Source organism: Achromobacter sp. ACM04 (genome assembly GCF_014851465.1).
Classification (GTDB): domain Bacteria; phylum Pseudomonadota; class Gammaproteobacteria; order Burkholderiales; family Burkholderiaceae_B; genus Achromobacter; species Achromobacter aegrifaciens.
The window spans coordinates 1-23,240 of record NZ_JACUZS010000005.1 but is presented as its reverse complement, the minus strand read 5'-3'; the positions used below and the strand labels follow the sequence as shown (position 1 = coordinate 23,240).

Annotated in this window: 22 protein-coding genes; 16 read left to right on the top strand and 6 right to left on the bottom strand. The window is 67.9% G+C overall.

From position 1 onward, the window contains the following. The first annotated feature begins 67 nt into the window (after window positions 1-67). Window positions 68-892 carry a helix-turn-helix transcriptional regulator gene (locus tag IB259_RS25420; protein WP_054459416.1) on the top strand — a complete coding sequence of 275 codons (825 nt, stop codon included), beginning with the start codon at window positions 68-70 and terminating at the stop codon, window positions 890-892. 4 nt (window positions 893-896) lie between these two features. Here IB259_RS25420 and mutY read toward each other — a convergent pair whose 3' ends face one another. Continuing rightward, window positions 897-1,967 (bottom strand): A/G-specific adenine glycosylase, encoded by a 1,071-nt coding sequence (gene mutY, locus IB259_RS25415; RefSeq protein ID WP_054459414.1) that lies wholly within the window; start codon window positions 1,965-1,967, stop codon window positions 897-899. A 168-nt stretch (window positions 1,968-2,135) separates the two neighbouring features. On the opposite strand from mutY, the gene IB259_RS25410 reads away from it, so the two are divergent. After that, on the top strand, window positions 2,136-5,747 hold the full coding sequence (locus IB259_RS25410) for an indolepyruvate ferredoxin oxidoreductase family protein (RefSeq protein ID WP_192330426.1): 3,612 nt from the start codon (window positions 2,136-2,138) through the stop codon (window positions 5,745-5,747). Between the two features lie 16 nt (window positions 5,748-5,763). On the opposite strand, the gene IB259_RS25405 is transcribed toward IB259_RS25410, so the two are convergent. Beyond that, window positions 5,764-6,750, bottom strand: a complete 987-nt coding sequence (locus tag IB259_RS25405) for an AraC family transcriptional regulator (RefSeq protein WP_119452194.1) — start codon at window positions 6,748-6,750, stop codon at window positions 5,764-5,766. A 280-nt stretch (window positions 6,751-7,030) separates the two neighbouring features. Here IB259_RS25405 and IB259_RS25400 point away from each other — a divergent pair, with 280 nt between their 5' ends. From IB259_RS25400 to IB259_RS25375, 6 genes are read left to right on the top strand one after another with little or no spacing between them, the layout of a single operon-like run. Next, entirely contained in the window at window positions 7,031-8,209 is a 1,179-nt protein-coding gene (locus tag IB259_RS25400) for an ABC transporter substrate-binding protein (protein WP_054459409.1), read from the top strand. Window positions 8,210-8,237: 28 nt separating this feature from the next. Further along, a complete protein-coding gene (locus IB259_RS25395) occupies window positions 8,238-9,482 on the top strand; it encodes a dienelactone hydrolase family protein (RefSeq protein WP_054459407.1) in 1,245 nt (414 codons plus the stop codon). A gap of 9 nt (window positions 9,483-9,491) precedes the next feature. Further along, the gene (locus IB259_RS25390; protein WP_175212749.1) at window positions 9,492-10,835 is read left to right on the top strand and encodes an aromatic ring-hydroxylating dioxygenase subunit alpha; all 1,344 of its coding nucleotides are present in this window, start codon (window positions 9,492-9,494) and stop codon (window positions 10,833-10,835) included. Beyond that, window positions 10,826-11,359 carry an aromatic-ring-hydroxylating dioxygenase subunit beta gene (locus IB259_RS25385; RefSeq protein WP_054459404.1) on the top strand — a complete coding sequence of 178 codons (534 nt, stop codon included), beginning with the start codon at window positions 10,826-10,828 and terminating at the stop codon, window positions 11,357-11,359. The genes IB259_RS25390 and IB259_RS25385 overlap by 10 nt, the downstream gene beginning before the upstream one ends. Then, complete coding sequence (locus IB259_RS25380) at window positions 11,356-11,967, top strand: cysteine hydrolase family protein (RefSeq protein WP_054459402.1); 612 nt, start codon at window positions 11,356-11,358, stop codon at window positions 11,965-11,967. The genes IB259_RS25385 and IB259_RS25380 overlap by 4 nt, the downstream gene beginning before the upstream one ends. Window positions 11,968-11,980: 13 nt before the next feature. Then, the gene (locus tag IB259_RS25375) at window positions 11,981-12,787 is read left to right on the top strand and encodes an SDR family oxidoreductase (RefSeq protein ID WP_054459400.1); all 807 of its coding nucleotides are present in this window, start codon (window positions 11,981-11,983) and stop codon (window positions 12,785-12,787) included. Window positions 12,788-12,805: 18 nt separating this feature from the next. Here the strand turns inward: IB259_RS25375 and IB259_RS25370 are convergent, their stop codons facing one another. Continuing rightward, window positions 12,806-14,548 carry a DUF342 domain-containing protein gene (locus tag IB259_RS25370; RefSeq protein ID WP_119452195.1) on the bottom strand — a complete coding sequence of 581 codons (1,743 nt, stop codon included), beginning with the start codon at window positions 14,546-14,548 and terminating at the stop codon, window positions 12,806-12,808. Window positions 14,549-14,814: 266 nt separating this feature from the next. Between IB259_RS25370 and IB259_RS25365 the strand changes: the two genes are divergently transcribed. Further along, window positions 14,815-15,567 (top strand): lytic transglycosylase domain-containing protein, encoded by a 753-nt coding sequence (locus tag IB259_RS25365; RefSeq protein WP_054459396.1) that lies wholly within the window; start codon window positions 14,815-14,817, stop codon window positions 15,565-15,567. A 34-nt stretch (window positions 15,568-15,601) separates the two neighbouring features. On the opposite strand, the gene hemL is transcribed toward IB259_RS25365, so the two are convergent. The 3 genes from hemL to IB259_RS25350 are packed head-to-tail and all read right to left on the bottom strand — an operon-like array spanning window position 15,602 to window position 18,356. Then, complete coding sequence (gene hemL / locus IB259_RS25360) at window positions 15,602-16,879, bottom strand: glutamate-1-semialdehyde 2,1-aminomutase (protein WP_054459395.1); 1,278 nt, start codon at window positions 16,877-16,879, stop codon at window positions 15,602-15,604. Window positions 16,880-16,884: 5 nt separating this feature from the next. Then, window positions 16,885-17,550: a thiamine phosphate synthase gene (gene thiE, locus IB259_RS25355; RefSeq protein ID WP_054459393.1), complete on the bottom strand. Its 666-nt coding sequence runs from the start codon at window positions 17,548-17,550 to the stop codon at window positions 16,885-16,887. Then, the gene (locus IB259_RS25350) at window positions 17,547-18,356 is read right to left on the bottom strand and encodes a bifunctional hydroxymethylpyrimidine kinase/phosphomethylpyrimidine kinase (protein ID WP_119452196.1); all 810 of its coding nucleotides are present in this window, start codon (window positions 18,354-18,356) and stop codon (window positions 17,547-17,549) included. Before IB259_RS25350 ends, thiE begins: the two co-directional genes overlap by 4 nt. Window positions 18,357-18,511: 155 nt before the next feature. Between IB259_RS25350 and IB259_RS25345 the strand changes: the two genes are divergently transcribed. The 7 genes from IB259_RS25345 (at window position 18,512) to IB259_RS25315 (ending at window position 23,138) form a co-directional block, all read left to right on the top strand. After that, the gene (locus IB259_RS25345) at window positions 18,512-18,676 is read left to right on the top strand and encodes a rubredoxin (protein ID WP_003814980.1); all 165 of its coding nucleotides are present in this window, start codon (window positions 18,512-18,514) and stop codon (window positions 18,674-18,676) included. Window positions 18,677-18,828: 152 nt separating this feature from the next. Then, complete coding sequence (locus IB259_RS25340; RefSeq protein ID WP_054459390.1) at window positions 18,829-19,416, top strand: YqgE/AlgH family protein; 588 nt, start codon at window positions 18,829-18,831, stop codon at window positions 19,414-19,416. Continuing rightward, entirely contained in the window at window positions 19,409-19,810 is a 402-nt protein-coding gene (gene ruvX / locus IB259_RS25335) for a Holliday junction resolvase RuvX (RefSeq protein ID WP_054459420.1), read from the top strand. The genes IB259_RS25340 and ruvX overlap by 8 nt, the downstream gene beginning before the upstream one ends. A gap of 21 nt (window positions 19,811-19,831) precedes the next feature. Next, window positions 19,832-20,764, top strand: a complete 933-nt coding sequence (locus tag IB259_RS25330) for an aspartate carbamoyltransferase (protein ID WP_192330424.1) — start codon at window positions 19,832-19,834, stop codon at window positions 20,762-20,764. After that, a complete protein-coding gene (locus IB259_RS25325; protein WP_054459386.1) occupies window positions 20,761-22,050 on the top strand; it encodes a dihydroorotase in 1,290 nt (429 codons plus the stop codon). Before IB259_RS25330 ends, IB259_RS25325 begins: the two co-directional genes overlap by 4 nt. After that, the gene (locus IB259_RS25320) at window positions 22,047-22,787 is read left to right on the top strand and encodes a 1-acyl-sn-glycerol-3-phosphate acyltransferase (protein WP_054459385.1); all 741 of its coding nucleotides are present in this window, start codon (window positions 22,047-22,049) and stop codon (window positions 22,785-22,787) included. Before IB259_RS25325 ends, IB259_RS25320 begins: the two co-directional genes overlap by 4 nt. Window positions 22,788-22,979: 192 nt before the next feature. Continuing rightward, window positions 22,980-23,138: a hypothetical protein gene (locus IB259_RS25315; RefSeq protein WP_175180455.1), complete on the top strand. Its 159-nt coding sequence runs from the start codon at window positions 22,980-22,982 to the stop codon at window positions 23,136-23,138. The last annotated feature ends 102 nt before the right edge of the window (window positions 23,139-23,240 follow it).

The window sequence follows — 23,240 nt, the reverse complement described above, 5'->3', positions numbered from 1 at the left end:
AAGCGGCGGCCCAGGCGCTAAGATAGGCGGCCGCCCATACACGTACAAGTCCATTGCTCATCCTGGTATGACTACTTCCCCCCAAGCCGGCGCCGCCGGTCACGAAGGCTCCCCCCTGCGCCGCCAGGCGCTGGGCGAATTCGTGCGCAGCGCCCGCTCCCGCATCACGCCCCAGATGGCCGGCCTGCCCGAAGGCATGCGCCGCCGCACGCCCGGACTGCGGCGCGAGGAAGTCGCCCAGCTTTGCGGCATCAGCGTCACCTGGTACACCTGGATCGAACAGGGGCGGGAAGTGTCGGTATCGCCCTCGGTCTGGTCGCGCATCGCGGGCGTGCTGCAACTGGCCCGCGCCGAACGCGCGTATCTGTTCGACCTGGCCGACTGCGCCGACCCTCAGCATGCCCGCGACGACGCCGGCGCGCCGGGTCCCTTGCAGGAATGCGTGAACGCGATCAACGCCCCGGCCTACGTGCTGGACCGCGCCTGGAATGTGCTGGCCTACAACGAGCCCCTGCGCGACCTGTTCGACAACTGGCCGGCGCGCGATGCCGAGCCCAACCTGCTGCGCTATATCTTCCTGGACCCCGCCGCCCGCGAGCTGGTGGTGGATTGGGACCAGCGCGCTCGCCGCGTGGTGGCGGAATTCCGCGCCGACGCCGGCGCGCATCTGGACGAGCCGGCCGTGCTGGCGCTCTTGGACAACCTGAACCGGCAAAGCCCGGTGTTCGCCCACTGGTGGACGCGCCACGCGGTGGTCGAGCGCGAAGGCGGCCTGCGTGAGTTCCAGCATCCGGGCCGCGGCAAGCTGGCTTACCAGCAGATCACGTTCCGGCTGGCGACGCATCCGGACCTGAAGCTGGTGATCTTGTTGGGCGGGGGCGCGCAGCCCTGAAAGATCAGCCCTTGAACAGGCTGTCCTGCATCCCGGCTTCGACCAGTCCTTGCAGCAGTTTTTTCACCGGCGCCGGCAGCGCCATCGACGGCAGTTCATCCGCCGGCACCCAGCGCTCCGGCCTTGCGGACTCGCGCAGCCCGGCTGCGCGCACCGGCACCAGCCAGGGCCGGATGTGCAGGCGGTAGTGCGTGAAGGTGTGGGCGAAGGCCGCCAGCTCGAAGCGCTGTTCAGGCTCCAGGCCCAGCGCGCGGGAAGCGCTGTCGGGGTCTTGCGACACGTCGAATTCGGGCAGGCTCCACAGTCCGCCCCAGATGCCGGGTTCGGGCCGCTGCTGCAGCAGGAAGGCGCCTTGGTGCCGCAGGACCAGCATACAGGTCTCGCGTTCGGGGATCGCCTTGCGCGCCTTGGGCGTGGGCAGTTCGGCCTGGCGGCCTTCGCGCTTGGCCACGCAGCTGTCCGCCACGGGACAGGCCTCGCAGGCGGGCTTGCCGCGCGTGCATAGCGTGGCGCCCAGGTCCATCAGCCCCTGCGTGTAGGCGGCCATGTCCAGGCCGGGCGCGGCCTCGACCTGCGCATCGGCCAGCGCCCATAGCTTCTGTTCGACTTCACGCTTGGCGGGATCGCCGGCGATGCCGAAGTGCCGCGTGAATACGCGTTTGACGTTGCCGTCCAGGATGGGCGAGCGCTCGCCGTAGGCGAACGCGGCGATGGCGGCGGCGGTGGAACGGCCGATGCCGGGCAGCGTGGCGATGGCTTCGGCCGTGGGCGGGAAACGTCCGTCCCAGTCGCGCGCGATTTCTTGCGCGCAGCGGTGCAGGTTGCGGGCGCGGGCGTAGTAGCCCAGTCCGGCCCAGTAGGGCATCACGTCTTCCTGCGCGGCCGCCGCCAGCGCGGCGACGTCCGGAAAGCGCTGCAGGAAGCGTTCGTAGTAGGGAATGACCGTCGCCACCTGCGTCTGCTGCAGCATGATCTCGGAGAGCCAGATGCGGTAAGGATCCCGGGTGTTTTGCCAGGGGAGATCGTGGCGGCCGTGGCGGCGCTGCCAGTCGACGATACGAGGGGCGAAGTCCATGGCGGCAATTATCGCATCGCCCTATTGCCCGGGTCGGGGCTAGCGGTTACAAACAATGGAAACAGAAGCGCGCCAGCGCCCGCAATTCACGTCCCTTGCTCGCCCGCGTGCGCTTCAAGAGGGTGTCGCGCGTAGCCGGCCGGGGTTCCTGGATCCCTTGGAGTCGACATGAACGCTCCTGTTTCGCCCGCCTTGCGTGCCGCGCTTGAATCCGCCCAGCTGGACGACAAGTACACCCTGGAATCCGGGCGCGCCTGGATGAGCGGCATCCATGCCCTGGTCCGCCTGCCCATGATGCAACGCGTGCGCGATGCGCGCGCCGGCCTGAACACGGCGGGCTTCGTGTCGGGTTATCGCGGCTCTCCGCTGGGCGGCGTGGACCAGAACATGTGGAAGGCGGCCAAGTACCTGAAGGCGCATCACGTCGAGTTCCAGCCGGGCATCAACGAAGACCTGGCCGCCACCGCGGTGTGGGGTTCGCAGCAGGTCAACCTGTTCCCCGGCGCCAAGTACGACGGCGTGTTCGGCATGTGGTACGGCAAGGGGCCTGGCGTGGACCGCTGCGGCGACGTCTTCAAGCACGCGAACGCGGCCGGCACCTCGCGCCACGGCGGCGTGCTGGTGGTGGCAGGCGATGACCACCCCGCAAAGTCTTCGACCCTGCCGCACCAGAGCGACCACATCCTCAAGGCCTGCATGATTCCCGCGCTGTTTCCGTCCAGCGTGCAGGAAGTGCTGGACTACGGCCTGCATGGATGGGCGATGAGCCGCTACGCGGGCGTCTGGGTGGGCATGAAGTGCATCACCGACATCGTCGAAGTTTCGGCTTCCGTGGACGTGGATCCCCATCGCGTGGAGATCCTGCTGCCGCAGGACTTTTTGCTGCCGGCCGACGGCCTGAACATCCGGCTGCCCGACACGCCGCTACAGCAGGAAGCCCGCCTGCTGGACTACAAGCTCTATGCCGCGCTGGCCTATGCCCGCGCCAACAAGCTCAACCGCGAACTCTGGCACGTGCCGCAGCGCGATGCGCGCTTCGGCATCATGACCTCGGGCAAGGCTTATCTGGACACGCGCCAGGCGCTGTCCGACCTGGGGCTGTCCGAGTCCGTATGCCAGCGCATCGGCCTGCGGTTGTTCAAGGTCGGCATGGTCTGGCCGCTGGAATCCACCGGCATGCAGCATTTCGCCGAAGGCCTGGACGAGATCCTGGTGGTCGAGGAAAAGCGCCAGGTGCTGGAGTACCAGCTGAAGGAAGAACTGTTCAGCTGGATCGGCAGCGGCAAGAAGATTCCGCGCGTGGTCGGCAAGTTCGACGACAAGGACGGCGGCGAATGGTCGGTGCCGCAGGGCAACTGGCTGCTGCCGGCGCACTACGAGTTCTCGCCCGCGATGGTCGCGCGCGCCATCGCCGCGCGCCTGCTGCGCTTCGAACTGCCCGAGGACGTGCGCGCCGGCATCGAGGCGCGCCTGGCCTTCATCAGCGGCCGCGAACAGGCGCTGGCGCGTCCGCGCGTGGTCGAAGAGCGCAAGCCCTGGTTCTGTTCGGGCTGTCCGCACAACACCTCGACCCGCCTGCCGGAAGGTTCGCGCGGGATGGCAGGCATAGGCTGCCACTACATGGTCCGCTGGATGGACCGCAGCACCGATGTCTTTACACAGATGGGCGGCGAGGGCGTGCCCTGGGTGGGACAGGCTCCGTTCACCGAGGAAAAGCACGTGTTCGCCAACCTGGGCGACGGTACCTATTTCCATTCGGGCTTGCTGGCCATACGCGCGGCAGTGGCGGCCAAGGTGCCCATTACCTACAAGATCCTGTTCAACGACGCGGTGGCGATGACGGGCGGGCAGCCGGTGGACGGCCCCTTGAGCGTGCCCATGATCAGCAGCCAGGTGGCGGCCGAGGGCATCGAGAAAATCATCGTCGTCACCGACGATCCCGACAAGTACAAGCATGTCGAGGGACTGGCCCCAGGCGTGCCGGTGCGGCATCGCGACGAACTCGACGCGGTCATGCGCGAACTGCGCGAGCATCCCGCGGTATCGGTGCTGATCTATGACCAGACCTGCGCCACCGAGAAGCGCCGCCGCCGCAAGCGCAATGCCTACCCGGATCCGGCCCGCCGCGTGCTCATCAACGAGCGCGTGTGCGAAGGCTGCGGCGATTGTTCACAGAAATCGCACTGCCTGTCGGTGGAACCGCTGGACACCGAGTTCGGCCGCAAGCGCACGATCAACCAGTCCAGCTGCAACAAGGATTTCTCCTGTCTGAAGGGCTTTTGCCCCAGCTTCGTGACGGTGGAAGGCGGCAAGCTCAAGAAGCCGGACGCCCTGGCGCAGGACGGCGCCATCGACGACGACGTGCCGCATCCGGCGGCGCGCGAACTGCATCAGCCCTACGGCGTCTTCATCGCCGGCGTGGGCGGCACGGGCGTGGTCACCATAGGCCAGTTGCTGGGCATGGCCGCGCACCTGGAAGGCAAGGGCTGTTCGGTGCTGGACATGGCGGGCCTGGCGCAAAAGGGCGGCGCGGTGTACTCGCACGTGGTGCTGGCGCAGACGCCGGACCGCCTGCTGAATACGCGGGTCGCCATGGGCGAGGCCGACCTGCTGCTGGCAGGCGATCTGGTCGTGGCCACCAGCGCCGAATCCATGGCGCGGGTGAATCCGGAGCGCACCCGCGTGCTGCTCAACAGCGACACCGCGCCGACCGCGGCCTTCGTCGGCAATCCGGACTGGACGCTGCCGGGCGCCAACCTGACCGCAGACCTGGCGTCCGCCTGCGGCAAGGAGCACCTGGCCACCGTCGATGCCGCCGCATTGGCCCTGGGCTTGCTGGGCGACGCGATCTACTCGAATCCGCTGATGATGGGCTACGCCTACCAGAAGGGCTGGATCCCGCTGTCGCAGCAGGCGCTCTTGCGCGCCATCGAACTGAACGGCCAGCAGGTGCCGAACAACCTGGCAGCCTTTGCCTGGGGCCGCCGCGCCGCGCACGACCTGGCGGACGTGAAGCGCCTGATCGCCAACGGCGGCGCGCCGTCGCGGCCGGAAGGCATCATCGAACTCAAGCGCCCGCGCGCCGTCAGTCCGGTGATGGAACTGAAGAAGCCGACCGGCGAACTGGAGCGGGTGGTGGCGATGCGCAGGGCTTTCCTGACCGACTACCAGAACCAGGCTTACGCCCTGCAATACACCGAACTGGTGGACAAGGTGGCGCGCGCCGAGCGCGAGGCCACGGGCACCAACCGGCTGGCGCTGGCGGTGGCACGCTACTACTTCAAGCTGATGGCCTACAAGGACGAGTACGAAGTCGCGCGGCTGTATTCGGACGGAGAGTTCCTCAAACGGGTGCAAGCGCAGTTCGAAGGCGACTGGAAGCTGCGTTTCCACCTGGCGCCGCCGCTATTCGCGCGGCGCGACCAGGAAGGCCGCCTGATCAAGCGCAGCTATGGCCCGGGGATGTTGCGCGTGTTCCGGGTGCTGGCGCGGATGCGGAGATTGCGCGGCACGAAACTGGACCCGTTCGGTTACACGGCCGAGCGCCGCGCCGAACGCGAACTGATCCGCGAGTACCGGGAGACGATCACGGCGATCCTGTCGAAATTGAATCGCGGGAATCTGGATCGTGCGGTGGCGCTGGCGAGCTTGCCCGAGGACATCCGGGGGTACGGGCATGTGAAGGAGGCCGCGATGGAGAGCGTGGCGGCGCGCAGGGAGACGTTGCTGAAGGACTTCAGCGCGACGGTGGTTTCCATCGGAGGAGCGCGGGTGGCTTGAGTTACTCCATGACCCGTCACTCCATGACCCGCCGCGTCTCGCGCGGCAGTTCCCCGAAACGTTCCCGGTAATACTCCGAGAACCTCCCCAGATGTCCGAACCCTACGCCCAGCGCCACTTCGGTGACGCTGGCGCCTGTCTGCGTGCGCAACCGGTTTCTGGCTTCGTCCAGCCGCAGCGCCCGCAGCGCATTCATGGGCGTGGTGTTGCGGTGTTCCTGGAACAGGCGCGTCAGCGCGCTGGCGCTGGCGCCGGCGTGACGGGCGATGTCGGCCAGGGTGAGCGGAGCAGCGAGGCGGTCGCGCATATAGGCTTCGGCGGCGCTCAGGCGGCGCGGGACGGCGGGGGCGATGCCGGCGTGCGCCTGCCAGCTGTTGGGCTGGTTGTAGAGCAGGTGCAGCACCAGCGTGTCTTCCAGGTGTTCCAGCCAGGCTGCGGGCGGACGGGGGGCGCCGTCATCCAGGGTGGGCAGCAGGTGGATCAGGCTTTCGACCATGCTGCGCCAGACGGCGCCCACGGGATTATCCAGGCGCAGGGCGGGGCTGAAATCCAGCGGCCGGGTGGCGGCCTCGCCGAATGCGCGCTGCCCGATGGCTTCGAGCTTGCCGCGGGGGATCTTGAGCAGCAGTTGTTCGCAGCCGGCTTCCCAGTGCAGCTTGAGCGGGCGGTTGGGGGCGATGACCGCGGCGCAGTCGGGGTCGGCGTCGACGCGGTCGTTGCCGCATTCGATACAGGCGCGGCCGCTCAGGGGGACCTGGACCAGCATGAAATCCTGCAGGCGGTCGGGTTCGATGTGGACTTCGGCGCCGTAGCGCAGCGTACAGACCGTCAGCGACCCGAAGCGGCCCCGGTTCAGTTCGGCATCGACGCGGCCACCCTTCCAGGTGAGACGGTGTTCCTTCAGGGCTTCAGATACGAGGGTGCGCGTCTCGTCCTGCTGGGTGGAGCTGAAGACGCGCCGCTTGAACAGCGGCGCAAGCGTAAGTCGGGACCAGCCGTGCATGGATGCCTCCGGGACGGGAACGCTCCCGTGTCACTGCCGAGGGTAATTTAAACGTCAAGGACTTGGAATTAAGTGATTCCCGGATAAGGCTGACGGAATCCGGATAGAGCGGCCCCCTGGCGCGGCCTAATCTAGCCGGCAGGCCCTTCGCGTGCAAGTTGGAGGGCGCCGCCGCGGCGCGTAAGCTGGCGGCGTTGTTCGGCAGCATGCGTTAACCGACGGCAGACGGGTTCTGTCAGCTTTCCGCCGGCATGGCCAGGCGGGGATAACGGGGTGGCTCATGAATCGGAATCTATGGAGCCGGCGCGCGCTGGCTGCGCTGGTGTGCATGACGGCGGCGGCGGGCGCGACGGCGGCGGACAAGGTCAAGGTCGGTTTGCTGACCACGCTGTCGGGGCCGGGCGCGGCGCTGGGCAACGAGATCCGCGACGGCTTCAACCTGGCGCTGCAACATACGGGCGGCAAGCTCGGCGGCTTGCCGGCGGAAGTCGTGGTGGCGGACGACCAGCAGAAGGCGGACACGGGCCGCCAGGCGGTAGAGCGGCTGTTGAAGCGCGACCGCGTGAACGTCATGACGGGCATCGTGTTCTCGAATGTGCTGCTGCCGGTGATGCCGGCCATCCTGCAGTCGGGCACCATCTACCTGAGCACCAATACTGGCCCGGAGAACTATGCGGGCGCAGGCTGTAATCCGAATTTCTTCGCGGTGGCATGGCAGAACGAGGACATCCCGGCCGCGATGGGCAAGTACGCCACAGACCAGGGCTACAAGAGCGTGGCGCTGATCGCGCCGGATTATCCGGGCGGACGCGAATCGCTCAACGGTTTCAAGCGCCTGTACAAGGGCGGGCTGTCCGAAGAGATCTACACCCAGCTGGGGCAGTTGGATTATGGCGTGGAGATCACGCGCCTGCGCGCCAGCAAGCCGGACGCGGTGTTCTTCTTCCTGCCCGGCGGCATGGGCGTGAATTTCATCAAGCAGTTCAACGGCGCCGGCCTGTCCAAGGAGATCGCGCTGCTGGCGCCGGGCTTCTCGGGCGACGAGGACACCATCGCGGCGGTGGGCGCGCCCATCGAGGGCATGCGCAATACCTCGCAGTGGGCCTCGGACCTGGACAACCCCGCCAACCGCAAGTTCGTCGAGGACTTCCGGAAGACCTACAACCGCAGCCCCACGCTGTATGCCTCGCAGGGCTATGACGCGGCCATGTTGCTGGACAGCGCGGTGCGCCAGACCGGCGGCAAGCTGGAGGCGGACGCGCTGCGTCCGGCGCTGCGGCGCGCGGACTTCAAGTCGGTGCGCGGCGATTTCAAGTTCAACCGCAACCAATATCCGGTGCAGAACTATTACCTGCGCATCGTCGAGGCCGGGGCGGGGGGCAAGTTGTCCAATAAGCTGTCGGGCACGGTGCTGACCCAGTATCAGGACCCTTTCGCCGCAGCATGCCAGATGAAGTAGGGCGGACATCCGCAACAAGGAGATACGTATGACCCAGAACATTACGACGCGCGAAGTGACGGTGGCCTCGCATGACGGCAAGTCCTTCGGCGCCTATCTGGCCGTGCCGGCGTCCGGGCATGGCCCGGGCCTGGTGCTGTGCCAGGAGATCTTCGGCGTGAACGATTTCATGCGCCGCGCGGCGCAGCTGTTGGCCGAGGAAGGTTATGTGGTGCTGGTGCCGGACCTGTTCTGGCGCCAGCAGCCGGGCATCCAGCTGACCGATGGCCCGGCCGATATGCCGCGCGCCTTCGAGCTTTACCAGAAATTCGACGTAGAGCTGGGCCTGAAGGACATCGCGTCCACCATCGCCGCGCTGCGCGGGCTGCCTGAGCAGCAGGGCGGGGTGGGCGTGCTGGGCTACTGCCTGGGCGGCAAGCTGGCCTACCTGGCCGCCTGCCGCACCGACGTGGACGTGGCCATCGGCTATTACGGCGTAGGCATCGAGAACAGCCTGGACGAAGCGGCGCAACTGCGCGGCCGGCTGGTGCTGCACATCGCCGAGCAGGACGGCTTCTGTCCGCCCGAGGCGCGTCAGCGCATCCTGGAAGCGCTGGGCAACAAGCCCGGGGTGCAGATCTACGTCTACCCGGGCATGGACCATGCGTTCGCGCGCACGGGCGGGGACCATTACGACAAGCCTTCGGCGCTGATGGCGCATCAGCGCAGCATGGCGGCCTTGCAACGCGCCATCGGGCCGGAGTTCGACTATTCGTACTTGTGGGACAAGCACTGCGAGTACGAATTCGGCACGCGCGATGTGGCGGCGACCATGGCGACCATGGTGGCCGAACCCTACGTTAACCACATCCCCACCATGACCGGGGGCGTGGGCCACAAGGAGCTCAGCCGCTTCTACCAGCATCACTTCGTCAACAGCAATCCGCCGGATACGCGCCTGGTGCCGCTGTCGCGCACGGTGGGCGCGACGCAGATCGTGGACGAGCTGCTGTTCTGCTTCACGCACACCACCGAGATCGACTGGCTGCTGCCGGGCGTGAAGCCCACGGGCAAGTACGTGGAGATTCCGCTGATCGCCATCGTCAAGTTCCGCGGCGACAAGCTCTATCACGAGCACATCTATTGGGACCAGGCCAGCGTGCTGGTGCAGGTGGGCCTGCTGGACCCCAAGGGCCTGCCCGTGGCCGGTCGCGAGACCGCTGCCAAGCTGCTGGACGAGACCCTGCCGTCGAACACGTTGATGGCGCGCTGGAAAGAAAGCGAGAACAAGTAGGAGCCGGACATGTCATACACCGAAGAGCAATTGGCCGCGATGGTGCGCGGCGACAGCGTGCACCGCGGCGTCTACACCGACCCCGCCATCTTCGACCTGGAGATGCAGCGGATCTATGGCCGCGCCTGGATCTACGTGGGGCACGAAAGCCAGGTGCCCAAGACGGGCGACTACCACACCACGCGCCTGGGCGACCAGGACGTGCTGATGGTGCGCGCCACCGACGGCCGCGTGCATGTGCTGTACAACCGCTGCCCGCACAAGGGCGCCAAGGTAGTGGCCGACGGCGAGGGCTGCGTCGGCAAGTTCTTCCGCTGCCCCTACCACGCCTGGACCTTCAAGCTGGACGGCAGCCATCTGGGCGTGCCGTTGAAGCAGGGGCTGGAGGGTACGGCCTACGATCCCGCCGATCCGTCCTTTTCGATGCGCCGGGTGGCGCGCGTGGAAAGCTATCGCGGCTTCGTGTTCGCCAGCCAGGCCAAGGACGGCCCGGCGCTGGAAGACTTCCTGGGCGGCGTGCGCTCGTCGATCGACAATCTCTGCGACCGTTCGCCGGTGGGCGAGGTGGAAGTGGCCGGTGGCATCTTCCGCGTCATGCAGCGTTCCAACTGGAAGGTGTTCTACGAGAACCTGCACGACACCATGCATGCCCGCGTCACGCATGAATCGTCGTATGCCGCGGCCCGCGACGAAGCCAAGGAAATGGGCGAGATGCCGCTGGAGCTGCACATCATGGACGGCAACGGCGAACCCTACGAATTCTGGGAAAAGCTGGAGCTGCGCGCCTATCCCAACGGCCACGGCTACATGGAAGGCATCTTCAATCCGGGCGCGGCCGAGCGCGACCCGGTGTCGCGCGCGCATTTCGAAACCCTGACCGCCGCCTACGGCGAGGCGCGCGCCCGCGAGATCCTGGGCATGAACCGCCACAACACGGTGATCTACGGCAGCGGCTCGCCCCACACGGTGTTCCAGCAGTTCCGCGTGATCCGACCCATCGCCGTCGACCGCACCATGATCGAGATCCAGACCTTCCGCTGCAAGGGCGCGCCGGACGGCGTTTTCAAGCGCGCCATGCTGTACGCCAACGTCATCAACTCGCCTTCGTCCAACGTCATGCCGGACGACATCGAACTCTACAACCGCTGCCAGGAAGGCAACGCCACGAGAGGCGGTGAATGGGTCAGCATGCACCGCTACCACGGCAGCGACCGCAGCGATAGCGAAGGCCTGGTGTCGGTCAACGGCACCAGCGAGCTGCCCATGCGCAACCAGTTCGACGCCTGGAAGACCTATATGGAAGCCGGCCCCGCCGCCGCCGAAGCCGCCACCGGAGACCGCTCATGCTGCTAGACCTTGATTTCGACGTGAGCACGGAAGGCCTGTCGCCGGCAGAGGTCCCGGCCGACGCCTATCACCGCATCGCGCAGTTCCTGTACCGCGAGGCCCGCCTGCTGGACGAACGCCGCTACGACGACTGGCAGGCGCTGTGGACCGCCGACGGCATGTACTGGATGCCGCGCACGCCGGGCCAGCAGAGCCCCTACGACCACATCTCGCTGTTCTGGGAAGACCGCATGCTGCGCGACGTGCGCATCCGCCGGCTGGAGCATCCGCGCAACTGGTCGCAGCAGCCGCCCACACGCAGCGCGCGGCTGGTGGGTGCGGTGGAGATCGAGGGCGTGGACGCCGGCGGTAATCTGGTGGTGCATTCCACCTTCCAGATGACCGAATGGCGCAAGCGCCAGCCGCGCCAATTGGCGGGCCGCTATACCCACAAGCTGGCCGCCGAGGGCGACAGCTGGCGTATCCGCATGAAGCGGGTGGATCTGGTCAATTGCGACGACGTGCACGACGTGTTCGAGGTGTTCGTGTGACTGCGACCGACGCCGCGGTGCTGGCGCTGCACTTCCAGAACGACGTGCTGCATCCCGAGGGCAAGATCCGTGTCGGCCTGGATGCGGACAGCGGGGCGCGCCAGCGCCTGCTGGACAACGCGGCGGCCCTGCTGGCGGGGGCGCGGGCGCATGATCTGCCCATCGTGCACGTGCGCATCGCATTCCGGCCGGATTACGCCGACCTGATGGCCAATTGCCCCATCTTCCGCAACGTGGCCGCCATCGGCGCGGTGCCGGAGGGGCAGTGGGGCAGCGCGTTTTACGAGGGGCTGCAGCCGCTGGCCGGCAGCGCGCGCGAGTTCGTGGTGAAGCACACCCGCATCAGCGCCTTCTACGGCACGCCGCTGGAAGAGACCCTGCGGCTCTTGGGCGCGCGTCGGCTGGTGGTGGCAGGCGTCGCCACGCATTCGGTGGTGGAGGGCACGGTGCGCCATGCGGCCGACATCGGCTTCGAGGTCATGGTGGCGCAGGACGCCTGCGCGTCCGCCGACCCGGCGGTGCACGACGCGTCGCTGGCCAGCATGCGCCTGATTGCGCAAACCGGGCCGGTGGCGGAAGCTGTGCGCTGGGCCGCCGCGCCTCATTGATCAAGGATTCATCATGGATTTCACAGGCTTTCCCGGGCTGGCCGGCAAGACCGCCATCGTCACTGGCAGCACCCAGGGACTGGGCGCGGACATCGCGCGCGGCCTGGCCGCGGCTGGCGTCAACGTGGTGCTGGTCGGGCGCAACGCCGAGGCCGGCCGCAAGCTCGAAGACGAGCTGGACGGCCGTGCGCTGTACTGCGAAACCGACATCGGGCAGGACGCGCAGATACAGCGCTGCATCGATGCTGCCGTGGCGCGTTTCGGACGGCTGGATATCCTGGTCAACAACGCTTGCCAGTACGCGGACCGGGGCCTGGCCTCGTCGCGCGAGGAATGGCACAACACGCTGGACACCAACCTGGTGTCGGCGGCCATCTTCACGCAACTGGCTGCGCCGCTGCTGCCGCGCGGCGGCGTGGTGGTGAACATGGGCAGCACCGGCGGCAAGTTCGGCGCGGCCGGGCGCGCGCTTTATCCGGCGTCCAAAGCGGCGCTGCTGCAGATCACCAAGAACTTCGCGGTGGAGCTGGCGCCGGCCGGCGTGCGCGTGCTGGCGGTGTCGCCGGCCTGGACCTGGTCGCCGTCGGTGGAACAGTTGTCGGGTGGTTCGCGTCCGGCGGCGGACGCGGTGGGAGCGCATTTCCATCCGCTGGGGCGGGTAGGGTCGGGCGAGGAGATCGCCGCGGCGGTGTGCTTCGCCTGCTCCGACGCGGCTTCGTGGATGACGGGTGTGGACATACCCGTGGACGGCGGCTTTTCCATCCTGGGGCCGGACCGCGGCATTTCGCCGCGCGCCTGGTTCAAGGAGCTGGCGCCCTGAGGGCGCCAGCGGGCAGGGTCAGCGGATGACGATCTGCCCTTCTTCGACGGCGGCCTTGCCGCCGATCTGGTCTTCCAGGAATTCCTGCACCTTGTTGCCCACCTGAATCGTCGCGCCGCCGCAGAAGCGGCGCGCGGCCTGGATGGTGGCGCTGGCCAGGGGCTGCAGGTCCAGCACCAGCTGGGCTTCCTCCGCGTCCAGCGCCAGCAGGTCCTGGCTGAGCTTGACGTGGGTGTTGCGGGCGCGGTCGGCTACGTCGCCCGGGGCGCGTTGAGGATTGGCCTTCAGGAACATCAGCAGTTGCTCCAGCTTGGATTTTTCCTCGTGCATCTTCTGGCGCTTGCGCGCCAATGCCGAACGCTTGATGTCGGCATGCGGATCCAGGCCGGCCTGCACCAGCGTCGGGATGCCCGAGGGCGAACCAATGGTGCCGGCGCGTACGGCCTGCATGGCGCGGGTCTGGCCGCCGGTGATGGCGCTTTGCTGGGTGTTGGGCGGGCCGACGTTGACGCTGCCGCCCGCCGCGATGCTGCTCTGGCGGATTTCGCGCTCCACGTCTACATCCTTGCCTGCACTGATGACGGCGTTTTCGATGAACTTGGCGCGCAGTGCGCCGCCACAGACGACGCGCGCGGTGCGCGCGGCGGCGGTGGCGTCTTGCAGGGCTTCGGCCAGGCCGATGATGCCACCCTTGACCGTGACGTTGCCGCCGGCCTCGACCAGCGCAGCTTCCATGGTGCCGTTGACCATCACGTCGCCCGTCACGTGGACTTCCATGGTGGCGGCGATGTCGCCGCGCACCAGCAGCGAGCCTTCGAAATGGATGTTGCCGGTGCTGAGGTTGACGGCGTCGACTTCGACCAGCGGATTGACCTGCACGCCGTGGCTGACCAGGGTGGGCGTACCGGCGATGGTGGCGCGCAGCAGCAGCGGATCTTCCGGGTCGACGGCGGCGCCGGACAGGTCGCTGGCGAACGGCGTGTCAGGCAGTTCGTTGGGCAGGATCGGTTCGCCCAGCACGGTGCTGCCGTCCACGCCGGGCAGGGGCGGCGTGCGCCGCATCAGCGGCATGCCGGGCGTGACCAGGAGCAGGCTGCCGAGGTCGCGGTAGTCGACCTGGGCCAGTTCGTCGATATCCTGGCCGCGGGGCTTGAGGCGGTCCAGCAGGCTTTCGAAGCGCGTCGGGGTGCCGCGGGTGGGCGGCGTGCCGCGGGCGATCTGCGTGGTTTCGCGGCGGCCCTGCGTGACGGCGTCGATCAGCTCCTGTTCCAGGATGCCGTGGACAATGCCGCGTTCGGCCAGCACCTGGCGCACGGCTTCCAACGTGACGGGCTTGCCGCCCTTGGGCGGGAGCAGGGTTAGCAGGGCGGACATGCGCTCGGCGTCCAGTTCCAGCTCTAGTGAGCCGTCGATGACCTGGCCGACCGGGGCCTTCACGGTTTCGTTGGCGTGGCGGCACAGGTCGATGAAGGTCAGGACGGCCTGGCTGTCCAGCGCCTCGGCACCCCAGCCCTGAGCGACGGCCGCCGCTGCCAGGGTGTCCCAGCTGGGCAGGTCGGCATTGACGTTGGGACGCGGTTCGTCGTCGTCGACCGCGACGCTGACCTCGGTGTCCAGGGCGGTTGCGCCGTCTGTCTCGGCTGGCGAGGCGGGCGCCAGGGCGGAATCCGCCGAGTCGGGACGCGCGGGCGGCGTGTAGACCGCCGTCAGGACGTTGGTCGTGGCGTCCAGCGTCAGCCGGAGCGTGTTTTCTGCGTCCATCTTGCCTCTCTCCAGCCTGGTGTTTCTGCCAGGTGAAATTATTTGGTAATCATAGGAAATATTAAGTCATATTCTATCCCAAGCGTTATAGGCTACTGGAAAGTAGGTGGGGCAAATTCCGCCGCATGCCCTAGTTCTGCCCCTGTTTGCCCCTGGGATGGCGACCGTCCGGGCAGGACTAGGGCGTCGGTACTAGCGACAAAAGGGCGTTGCCGCAGCAGCATAGGAGCTCGATTCCGCGTCTTCGGACGCCGCCGGAGCCGCCCATGCACCGCCATCCCTGTCCCGTCCTGCCGGCCCTGCGCGCCTTCGCGGCGCGCGCCGCGGGCATGGCGGCGCTGGCGGCCCTGGTGAGCGGCGTTCTGGCCCTGGCGCCCGCCGGTTCCGCCCAGGCGGCCGACATCTATCGCTACAAGGATCCCTATGGCGTGTGGCGGTCGATGAAGGTGCCCACGGGTTACGCCAAGTATTACAAGCGGGCGCAGGCCAGGACCGCCTGGCGCGGCAGCAGCATGAAGGTCTGTCTGGACTGCGAGCCCAAGTCCGGCGATGGTGCGCGCCTGGTGACGCTGGCCTCTGCCTCGCGCGCGCAGCGTTGGGAAGACCTGAAGGTGCCGCAGGCGCATGACGGGCTGATTGCCCGGGCGGCCCGGGAGTCGGGCGTGGACCAGGCCTTGCTCAGGGCCGTGATCGCAATCGAATCGGGCTTTCGCAGCGATGCGCGTTCGCCCAAGGGGGCGCTGGGCCTGATGCAACTGATGCCTGCCACCGCGGCGCCGCTGCTTTCAGTGGCTGACGTGGAGACGGCGCTGGTGGATCCGGCGACCAATGTGAACGCGGGCTCGCGCCATCTGCGCCGGCTGATCGACCAGTATCCGGGCCGGCTGGATCTGGCGCTGGCGGCCTATAACGCGGGGGAAGGGGCGGTGCGCAAATATGACGCCGTGCCTCCCTATGCGGAAACCCAGGCGTACGTGCGGGATGTGACCGCCTTGTACGAGCACTACAAGGCGCCTTGAAGGGGAGCGGCCGCGGGCCGGCTCCCCGGCGTCGTTACATGGACGCGAAGACCTTTTCGGCGATGTCCAGGGTGGACTTGATCACCGCGTCGTCGTGCGTGGCCGAGACAAAGCCCGCTTCGAAGGCGGACGGCGCGAAGTGCACGCCGTGGTCCAGCATGGCATGGAAGAAGCGATTGAACGCCGCCGTGTCGCAGGCCGAGACTTCGGCGAACGAGGTCGGGACCTTATCGCTGAAGTAGATGCCGAACATGCCGCCCACCGAGTCGGCCGAGAAGGCCAGGCCCGCGGCGCGGGCGCGTTCCTGCAGGCCCTGGGCCAGCTTGGCGGTCTGGGCCGACAGCTTGTCGTAGAAACCCGGAGCGGCAATCAGGCGCATCGTGGCCAGGCCCGCGGCCACGGCCACCGGGTTGCCCGACAGCGTGCCGGCCTGATAGACGCCGCCCAGCGGGGCGATGTGCTTCATGATCTCGGCGCTGCCGCCGAAGGCGCCCACCGGCATGCCGCCGCCGATCACCTTGGCCAGCGTGGTGATGTCGGGCTTGACGCCGGTCAGGCCTTGCACGCCTTGCGGGCCGACGCGGAAACCGGTCATGACTTCGTCGAAGATCAGCAGCGCGCCGTGCTGCGTGCAGACCTCGCGCAGGCCTTCCAGGAAGCCAGGGGCCGGCTTGATCAGGTTCATGTTGCCGGCGACCGGCTCGACGATGATGCAGGCGATGTCGGCGCCATGCTGGGCGAAAGCCTCGCGCACGGCGTCCAGGTTGTTGTATTCCAGGGTCAGCGTGTGCGAAACGAATTCCGGCGGCACGCCGGCCGAGCTGGGGTTGCCGAAGGTCAGCAGGCCCGAGCCCGCCTTCACCAGCAGGCTGTCCGAATGGCCGTGGTAGCAGCCTTCGAACTTCACGATCTTGGCGCGGCCGGTGGCGCCGCGGGCCAGGCGGATGGCCGTCATGGTCGCTTCGGTGCCCGAGCTGACCAGGCGCACCTGCTCCAGCGAGGGCAGGCGCGAGATCAGCACTTCGGCCAGCTCGATTTCCGCTTCGGTGGGAGCGCCGAAGGACAGGCCGTTGACCGCCGCGTCCTGCACGGCGCGCACCACTTCAGGATGCGAATGGCCGAGGATGGCCGGGCCCCAGGAACCGACGTAGTCGATGTACTGCTTGTCTTCCGCGTCCCACACGTACGGGCCCTGCGCGCGCTTGATGAAGCGCGGCGTGCCGCCCACGGAGCGGAAGGCGCGAACGGGCGAGTTGACGCCGCCGGGGATGCTGCGGCAGGCGCGTTCGAAAAGCTGAGCGTTACTGGACATGGCGTTCAAGGCTTGCGGTTGGGGTTTGCGGAATAGGGCGCGGAGCATGCGGCCGCGGCGGCGCGGATGCTGGGCGCTTCGAATAGCGCGGTGATGACGGCGATGGCGTCGGCGCCCGCTTGGGCCACCAACGGCGCGTTGTCGGGCGTGATGCCGCCGATGGCGACGACCGCGGGCCGGGGGGCGTCGCAGGTGTCCGTCAGGCGGCGGGCTTCGGTCAGCACCGACAGCGGCGCGCGCACGGTGTCGGGCTTGACGGTGGAGGCATACATGGCGCCGAAGGCGATGTAATCGGCGCCCGCGGCCAGCAGTTCCTGCGCGCGGCCCAGGTCGTCGTAGCTGGAGCCGCCCAGGATCAGGTCGGGACCGGCCTCGGCGCGGATGCGCGCCAGGCTTTCGTCCTCGCGGCCGACGTGCGCGCCGTCGGCGCCCACTTCCAGCGCCAGGCGCCAGTCGTCGTTGATCAGGAAGACTACGCCCAGCTCGCGGCACAGCGGCGCCAGCGCGCGGGCCTGGGCGGCGCGCACGGCGTCAGGCACGTTCTTGCGGCGCAGCTGCAGCGAGCGCATGCCGCCCGCGGCGGCCTGGCGCACCGCCAGCAGCAGGCGATCGGTGTCGTCCCATTCGGGGGTGACGCCATACAGGCCAGTGGGGAAGCGCAGCGCTTTCATTGGGAGGGAATCCGGTTGGGAATGCGCCGGCCCATGCCCGGCAGGAAGCTGGCGGCGACTGCCGCGTCGGCGTGCGCCAGCCCCTGGCGCACGGCTTCCGGCATTTCCAGGCCGCGAGCCAGCATGGCCGCGATGGCAGTGGCGGCCACGCCGCCGGCGTCGCCGTTGCGGTCCGGGGGCGCCTGCCAGGGCAGGGTGGCGGTCTGACCGTTGGGGCCTAGCAGCATGTTGGCGTAGTGGCCGGGCCGCTGCGGGCTGCCCAGAACCAGAACCCATTCCGCGCCCGCCGCCAGCAGGGCGTGCATGGGTGTCGGTGCGTCCCCGATATCAATGTCGCCGTCGGCGTGCCACTGCGCCAGGCGCAGGTGCTCGATGATCAGCAGGTCCGTCTGCGGCAGCACCAGCTCCAGGGTGGCGGCCAGCAGGTCGTCGGCATCGTCCTCGTCGGCGGCGTCGGCCGGCGGCTGGGCGCGCTGGCCCAGATGCAGGACCAGCGGCACCTGGCTGTAATCGGCGGCGATCTGCGCTGCGACGCTGGCGGTTTCCGCGGTGTATAGTCCGCCCACCTTGATGGCCTGCACGGACATGTCTTCGAGCAGGCAGCGCGCCTGATCGTCCAGCAGGTCGGGTGTAACGGGATGGATTTCTTCGATGCCGGCGGTATCCCGCACGGTCAGCGCGGTCACGGCCGCGAGGCCATGGCAACCCAGGCCGGCACAAGTGACGGCATCTGCCGGCAAGCCGTCGGAACCCGAGGGATCGAGCGGACCGAAGACCAAAACGAGAGGGGGAGTAACGGGGGCCACTTGGACAGCGTTAGAGTGGGGGGGCGCCCGGACTCATTTGCGGTGAATCAGGGGAACCCCTATTGGGTTTCGGTAAGATTGTCCCCATTCTAATGGAAGCCCCTCACCTTTGCCCTGATGCCGGGCAAGGGCCTGGATTGATGTAAGAGAGAACTATGCGTACTTGGATGTGTTTGATTTGCGGCTGGGTCTATGACGAAGAGGCCGGCCTGCCCGACGAAGGCATTGCGCCCGGCACCCGCTGGGAAGACGTGCCCCCGAACTGGGTCTGTCCTGAATGCGGCGCCCGCAAAGAGGACTTCGAATTGATGGAAATCTGAGGCCATAGCGCCGACATATTCCGCCAAGGCTCGTAAGATGGGGCTAGGCCCCATCCCTCGCAACCGTGGACCCGACTGCCGCCAGGCATGATGCTTGCTGGATACGCGCGGCCTCCCCACGGTTCTTTCAGATTACCCATGTAGGGGTTGCCATGACGGAAAAACATCACGAAGACGCCGCGACGCAGGCAGCCAATTTTGCCAACCAGTTCCTGATCGCCATGCCCGGCATGGTGGAAGGCAGCCTGGCGGGTTCGGTCATCTATGTCTGCGAACACACCGAACGTGGCGCGCTGGGCCTGGTCATCAACCGGCCCACCGACCTGACGCTGGGCACCTTGTTCGAGCGCATCGACCTGACACTCGAAATCGGTCCCGTGAAGGACACCCTGGTCTTCTTTGGCGGTCCGGTGCAGACCGACCGCGGTTTCGTGCTGCACGCGCCGGCCGGCGACTACAGCTCCAGCATCAAGCTGGGCGACATGGCGCTGACCACCTCGCGCGACGTGCTGCAGGCCGTGGCCGACGGCAAGGGGCCGGCCCGCATGCTGGTCACGCTGGGTTATGCCGGTTGGGGCGCGGGCCAGCTCGAGAGCGAGATGGCGCAGAACGCCTGGCTCAGCGTGGGCGCTGACGACGACATCATTTTCGACGTGCCCCCCGAGGAACGCTATCCGGCCGCGCTGAAGCTGCTGGGCATCGATCCGGTGATGCTGGCGGGCGATGCCGGACATGCCTGAAGAGACCCTGCTTGCCTTCGATTTCGGCGAGAAGAAGATCGGCATCGCCATCGGCAATACGCTGACGCGCCAGGCGCGTCCGCTGGAAATCATCTTCAGCGAAGTCCGCGAGGCGCGCTTCGGCCGCATCGCGGCGCTCTTGCAGGAGTGGCAGCCCCACCGTGTCGTGGTGGGCCTGGCCCTGGACGCCGACGGCGGCGAGCAACCCGCCACCGCGCGCTGCCGCCGCTTTGCCAATCAATTGCACGGCCGCTTCGGCCTCGCCGTCGAACTGGTCGACGAACGCGGTTCCAGCATGGAGGCGCAGCGCCTGCTGGGTACCCATGCGGCGGACGACGCGATGGCGGCGGCTGTTATCCTGCAACGATACCTGGACACCCTGCCTGCGGCTTGATGCACGCGGTCCGGACTGCCTATGCTCAATCCGCAACTCGATCGCCGCGGCGAACTGATACACCTGTTGACCACCGAAGGGCTGCCCCGCAGGCACGTCGAACGGCTGCTGGACGCGGCGCGCGCCTGGGCGGCGCGCGGCGATACAACGAGGGAGGCGCCAGCCGGCCCGTCGTCCGCGATGCCGGTATTCCTGTGCCTGCCCGATGAGTCCACGCAAGACCGCGATGCCTTTGCCGCCGCTGCGCAGCGCGTGTCGCTGTCTGCGGTCATGCTGGATCCGCAGGCCGGCGACGCGCTGGCCGCAACCGTCGCGCGCCTGGCCCCGGGCCTGCTGGTGCTGCGCCATGGTGCCAGCGGCGCGGCGCATTGCGCGGCCGCGCACGCGGCGCCGGGCCTGCGCATCCTCAACGCAGGCGACGGCTGCCACGCCGATCCCTTGCCCGCGCTGGCGCTGGTGCAAGCCATGCTCGACGCGCGGCAGGACCTGACCAACCTGGCCGTGACGCTGGTGGGCGACATCCGCCACTCGCGCGTGGCGCGTTCCGTCATCCATGCCATGACCACGCTGGGCGTGCCCGAAGTCCGCGCCGCCGCGCCGCGCACCCTGTTGCCCGACGGACTGCCGCAGCTCGGCGTGCGCGCCTGCGCCTCGCTGCGCGAGGGCTTGCAGGATGCAGACGTCATCATCGCGCTGCCCTTGCAAGTGGAAGGCATCAGCGGCGCGCAACTCCCTTCCGCACGCGAATACGCGCAGGCCTACGGCCTGACGCCGGATGCCCTGGCCGCGGCCCGCTCCGATGCCCTGCTGCTGCCGGCGGGCGTGTTGACGCCCGCCATCGAGGTCGACGGCGATGTGTCGGCCAGCCTGGCGCCCATCGAGGCGCGGCTGGAGGACATCGAGCAGCATCTGCGTCTGGCCGCCTTGGAATTGCTGACCGGAGACGCGTCGTGAGGCTGCATATCGCCAATGGCCGGCTGATCGATCCCGCCAACGCGGTGGACGGACAGCACGACCTCTACATCGCCGACGGCCACGTCGTCGCCGTGGGCCGCGCGCCCGACGGTTTTCAAGCGGATCGCTCGCTGGACGCCAGCGGGCTGGCGGTGTTGCCGGGCCTGATCGATTTGTCCGCGCGCGTCACGCAACCGGGCGCGGCGGCCTTCGCCGCTGCCGAACTGCGCGCGGCGCTTGCCGGTGGCGTCACCCGGCTGGTGCTGCCACCGGACCCTGGCGCGCCGCTGGATGAACCCGGCAAGGCCGAGGCCTTGATGCGCCACGCCGAGGCCGGGCAATGCCGCGTCCATCCCTTGGGCGCGATGACGGTGGGACTGGCCGGCGAAACGCTGGCCGAGATGGGCCTGCTGGCGCAGGCGGGCTGCCTCGCCTACACGCACGGCGAACAAGGCATCGCCGATACGCGCGTGCTCTGGGGCGCGATGCGCTACGCCAGCGGCATGGGCCTGGCGCTGTGGCTGCGACCACAGGATCCGTGGCTCGCGCGCGGGGCTGTCGCCGCAAGCGGCGCCTACGCCGAGCGCCTGGGCCTCGAAGGGCTGCCGCCGCAGGCGGAAACCGTGGCCCTGCACACCATTTTTGAACTGCAGCGCGCCACCGGCGCGCGCGTGCACCTGACGCGGCTGTCCTCGGCCGCTGGCCTGGAACTGCTGCGCGCCGCCCGGCGCGAGGGCTTGCCGGTCACGGCCGACGTGTCCGTCCACAGTCTGCACCTGACTGACGTGGACATCGGCTTCTTCAATACGGACTTCCGCCTGAACCCGCCGCTGCGCGGCCAGCGCGATCGCGACGCGATCCAGGCCGCGTTGGCCGACGGCACTGTCGATGCGCTGTGCTCCGATCACAATCCGATCGACGACGCCGCCAAAGCCGTGCCGTTCCCGTTGGCCGAGCCCGGCGCTACCGGACTGGAGCTGCTGCTGTCCCTGGCCCTGAAGTGGGCGCGCGACCACCGCCGACCTCTGCCCGAAGCACTGGCGCGGGTCACTTGCGGCCCCGCCGCGGTGCTGGCCAGCGTTTCTCCGCTGGCCGCATCCGCCGGCCATCTGGGCGTGGGAGCGTCAGCGGACCTGTGCCTGGCCGATCTGGAAGCCGAATGGCTGGTGATGCCCGGCGCGCTGCAAAGCCGCAGCGGCCATACCCCGTTCGCGGGTATGATGCTGCCCGGCCGCGTACGCGCCACCGTGGTAGGTGGCAGCCTGGCCTGGGAGACTCCGGTTTGAAGCTGCTGCGCTTTGTCCTTAGGCTGTTCCTCGTGGTGCCCTGGATTCTCTTCGGCCTCTTGTGTGTTGGCCTGGTATATCCCCTGATCGGCCCCAAATCACGTGCCTGGCTGAACCGCCGCTGGTCGCGCTGCCTGATGGCTTTCTGTGGCCTGCGGGTCGTCCTCAAGGGCGAGCCGCGCCTGACCGGTCCGGTGCTGCTGGTGGCCAACCACGTGTCCTGGATCGACATCTTCGTGCTGAACTCGGCGCGCGCCACGTCCTTCGTCGCCAAAAGCGAAATCCGCAGTTGGCCGATCATCGGCTGGCTGGTGGCCGGCGCCGGTACGCTCTTCATCGAACGCGGCCAGCGCCACGCGGTGCACGCCATGGGTGAATCCATGCAAGCCCGCTTCAAGCAGGGCGACGCGGTGGGGCTGTTCCCCGAAGGCACGACGAGCGAGGGTTTCGAGTTATTGCCCTTCCACGCCAGCCTGTTCGAGCCGGCGCGTTCGGCCGCCGTCGAGATCCAGCCCGTGGCCTTGCGCTTCCTGCAGCATGGCAAGCGCAGCGGTTACGCGGCGTTCGTGGGGGAAGAGTCCTTGGTCGCGAATCTCTGGCGGGTGCTGGGGGTGACGGGACTGGCCGTCGAAGTGGTGTTCCTGCCGCCGTTGGCGGCGCGGCATCCGGACGGGAGTTTGCCTACGCGGCTGGAGTTGTCTCATCAGGCGCGAGATGCGATTTCGAGTGTGCTGTAGCGCATAAGCGCTTCGTAGGTCGTCCGTCGTCGCGGGCGGCCTTTTGGGGCTTACGCGGTGTCTTGCGTCGCGTGTTGGCGCTGCGCGCTGGTGGTTGGTGATTTTGGGTATGCGGGACGTTGAAGCGCGTCGGTTGGCCAACCATCGTCATTCAACGTCAGTGCGGGATGGGTGGCGCGCGTGACGGTCAGCATGCGCAAGCAGTTCGTCACCGCGCGCCATCCATCACCGCCCATCCCCCATGAGCTGGCGACCATTAGCAAACCACTCGCCGCATTCGCGCAAGCGAACACAATCGAGATTCAAGAAATTACGTATGTCATTCTCGGCCGCCCGCGCGGCCGAGAATGACGGGCAGCCCAAGAATCGTCCCTGACCACAGCTCTAGCAGCGCATCAGTCCAAGATTCAAGTAGCCCATCGGCGCGGGCGCCTGAGTGGCGGGCAACCTCGA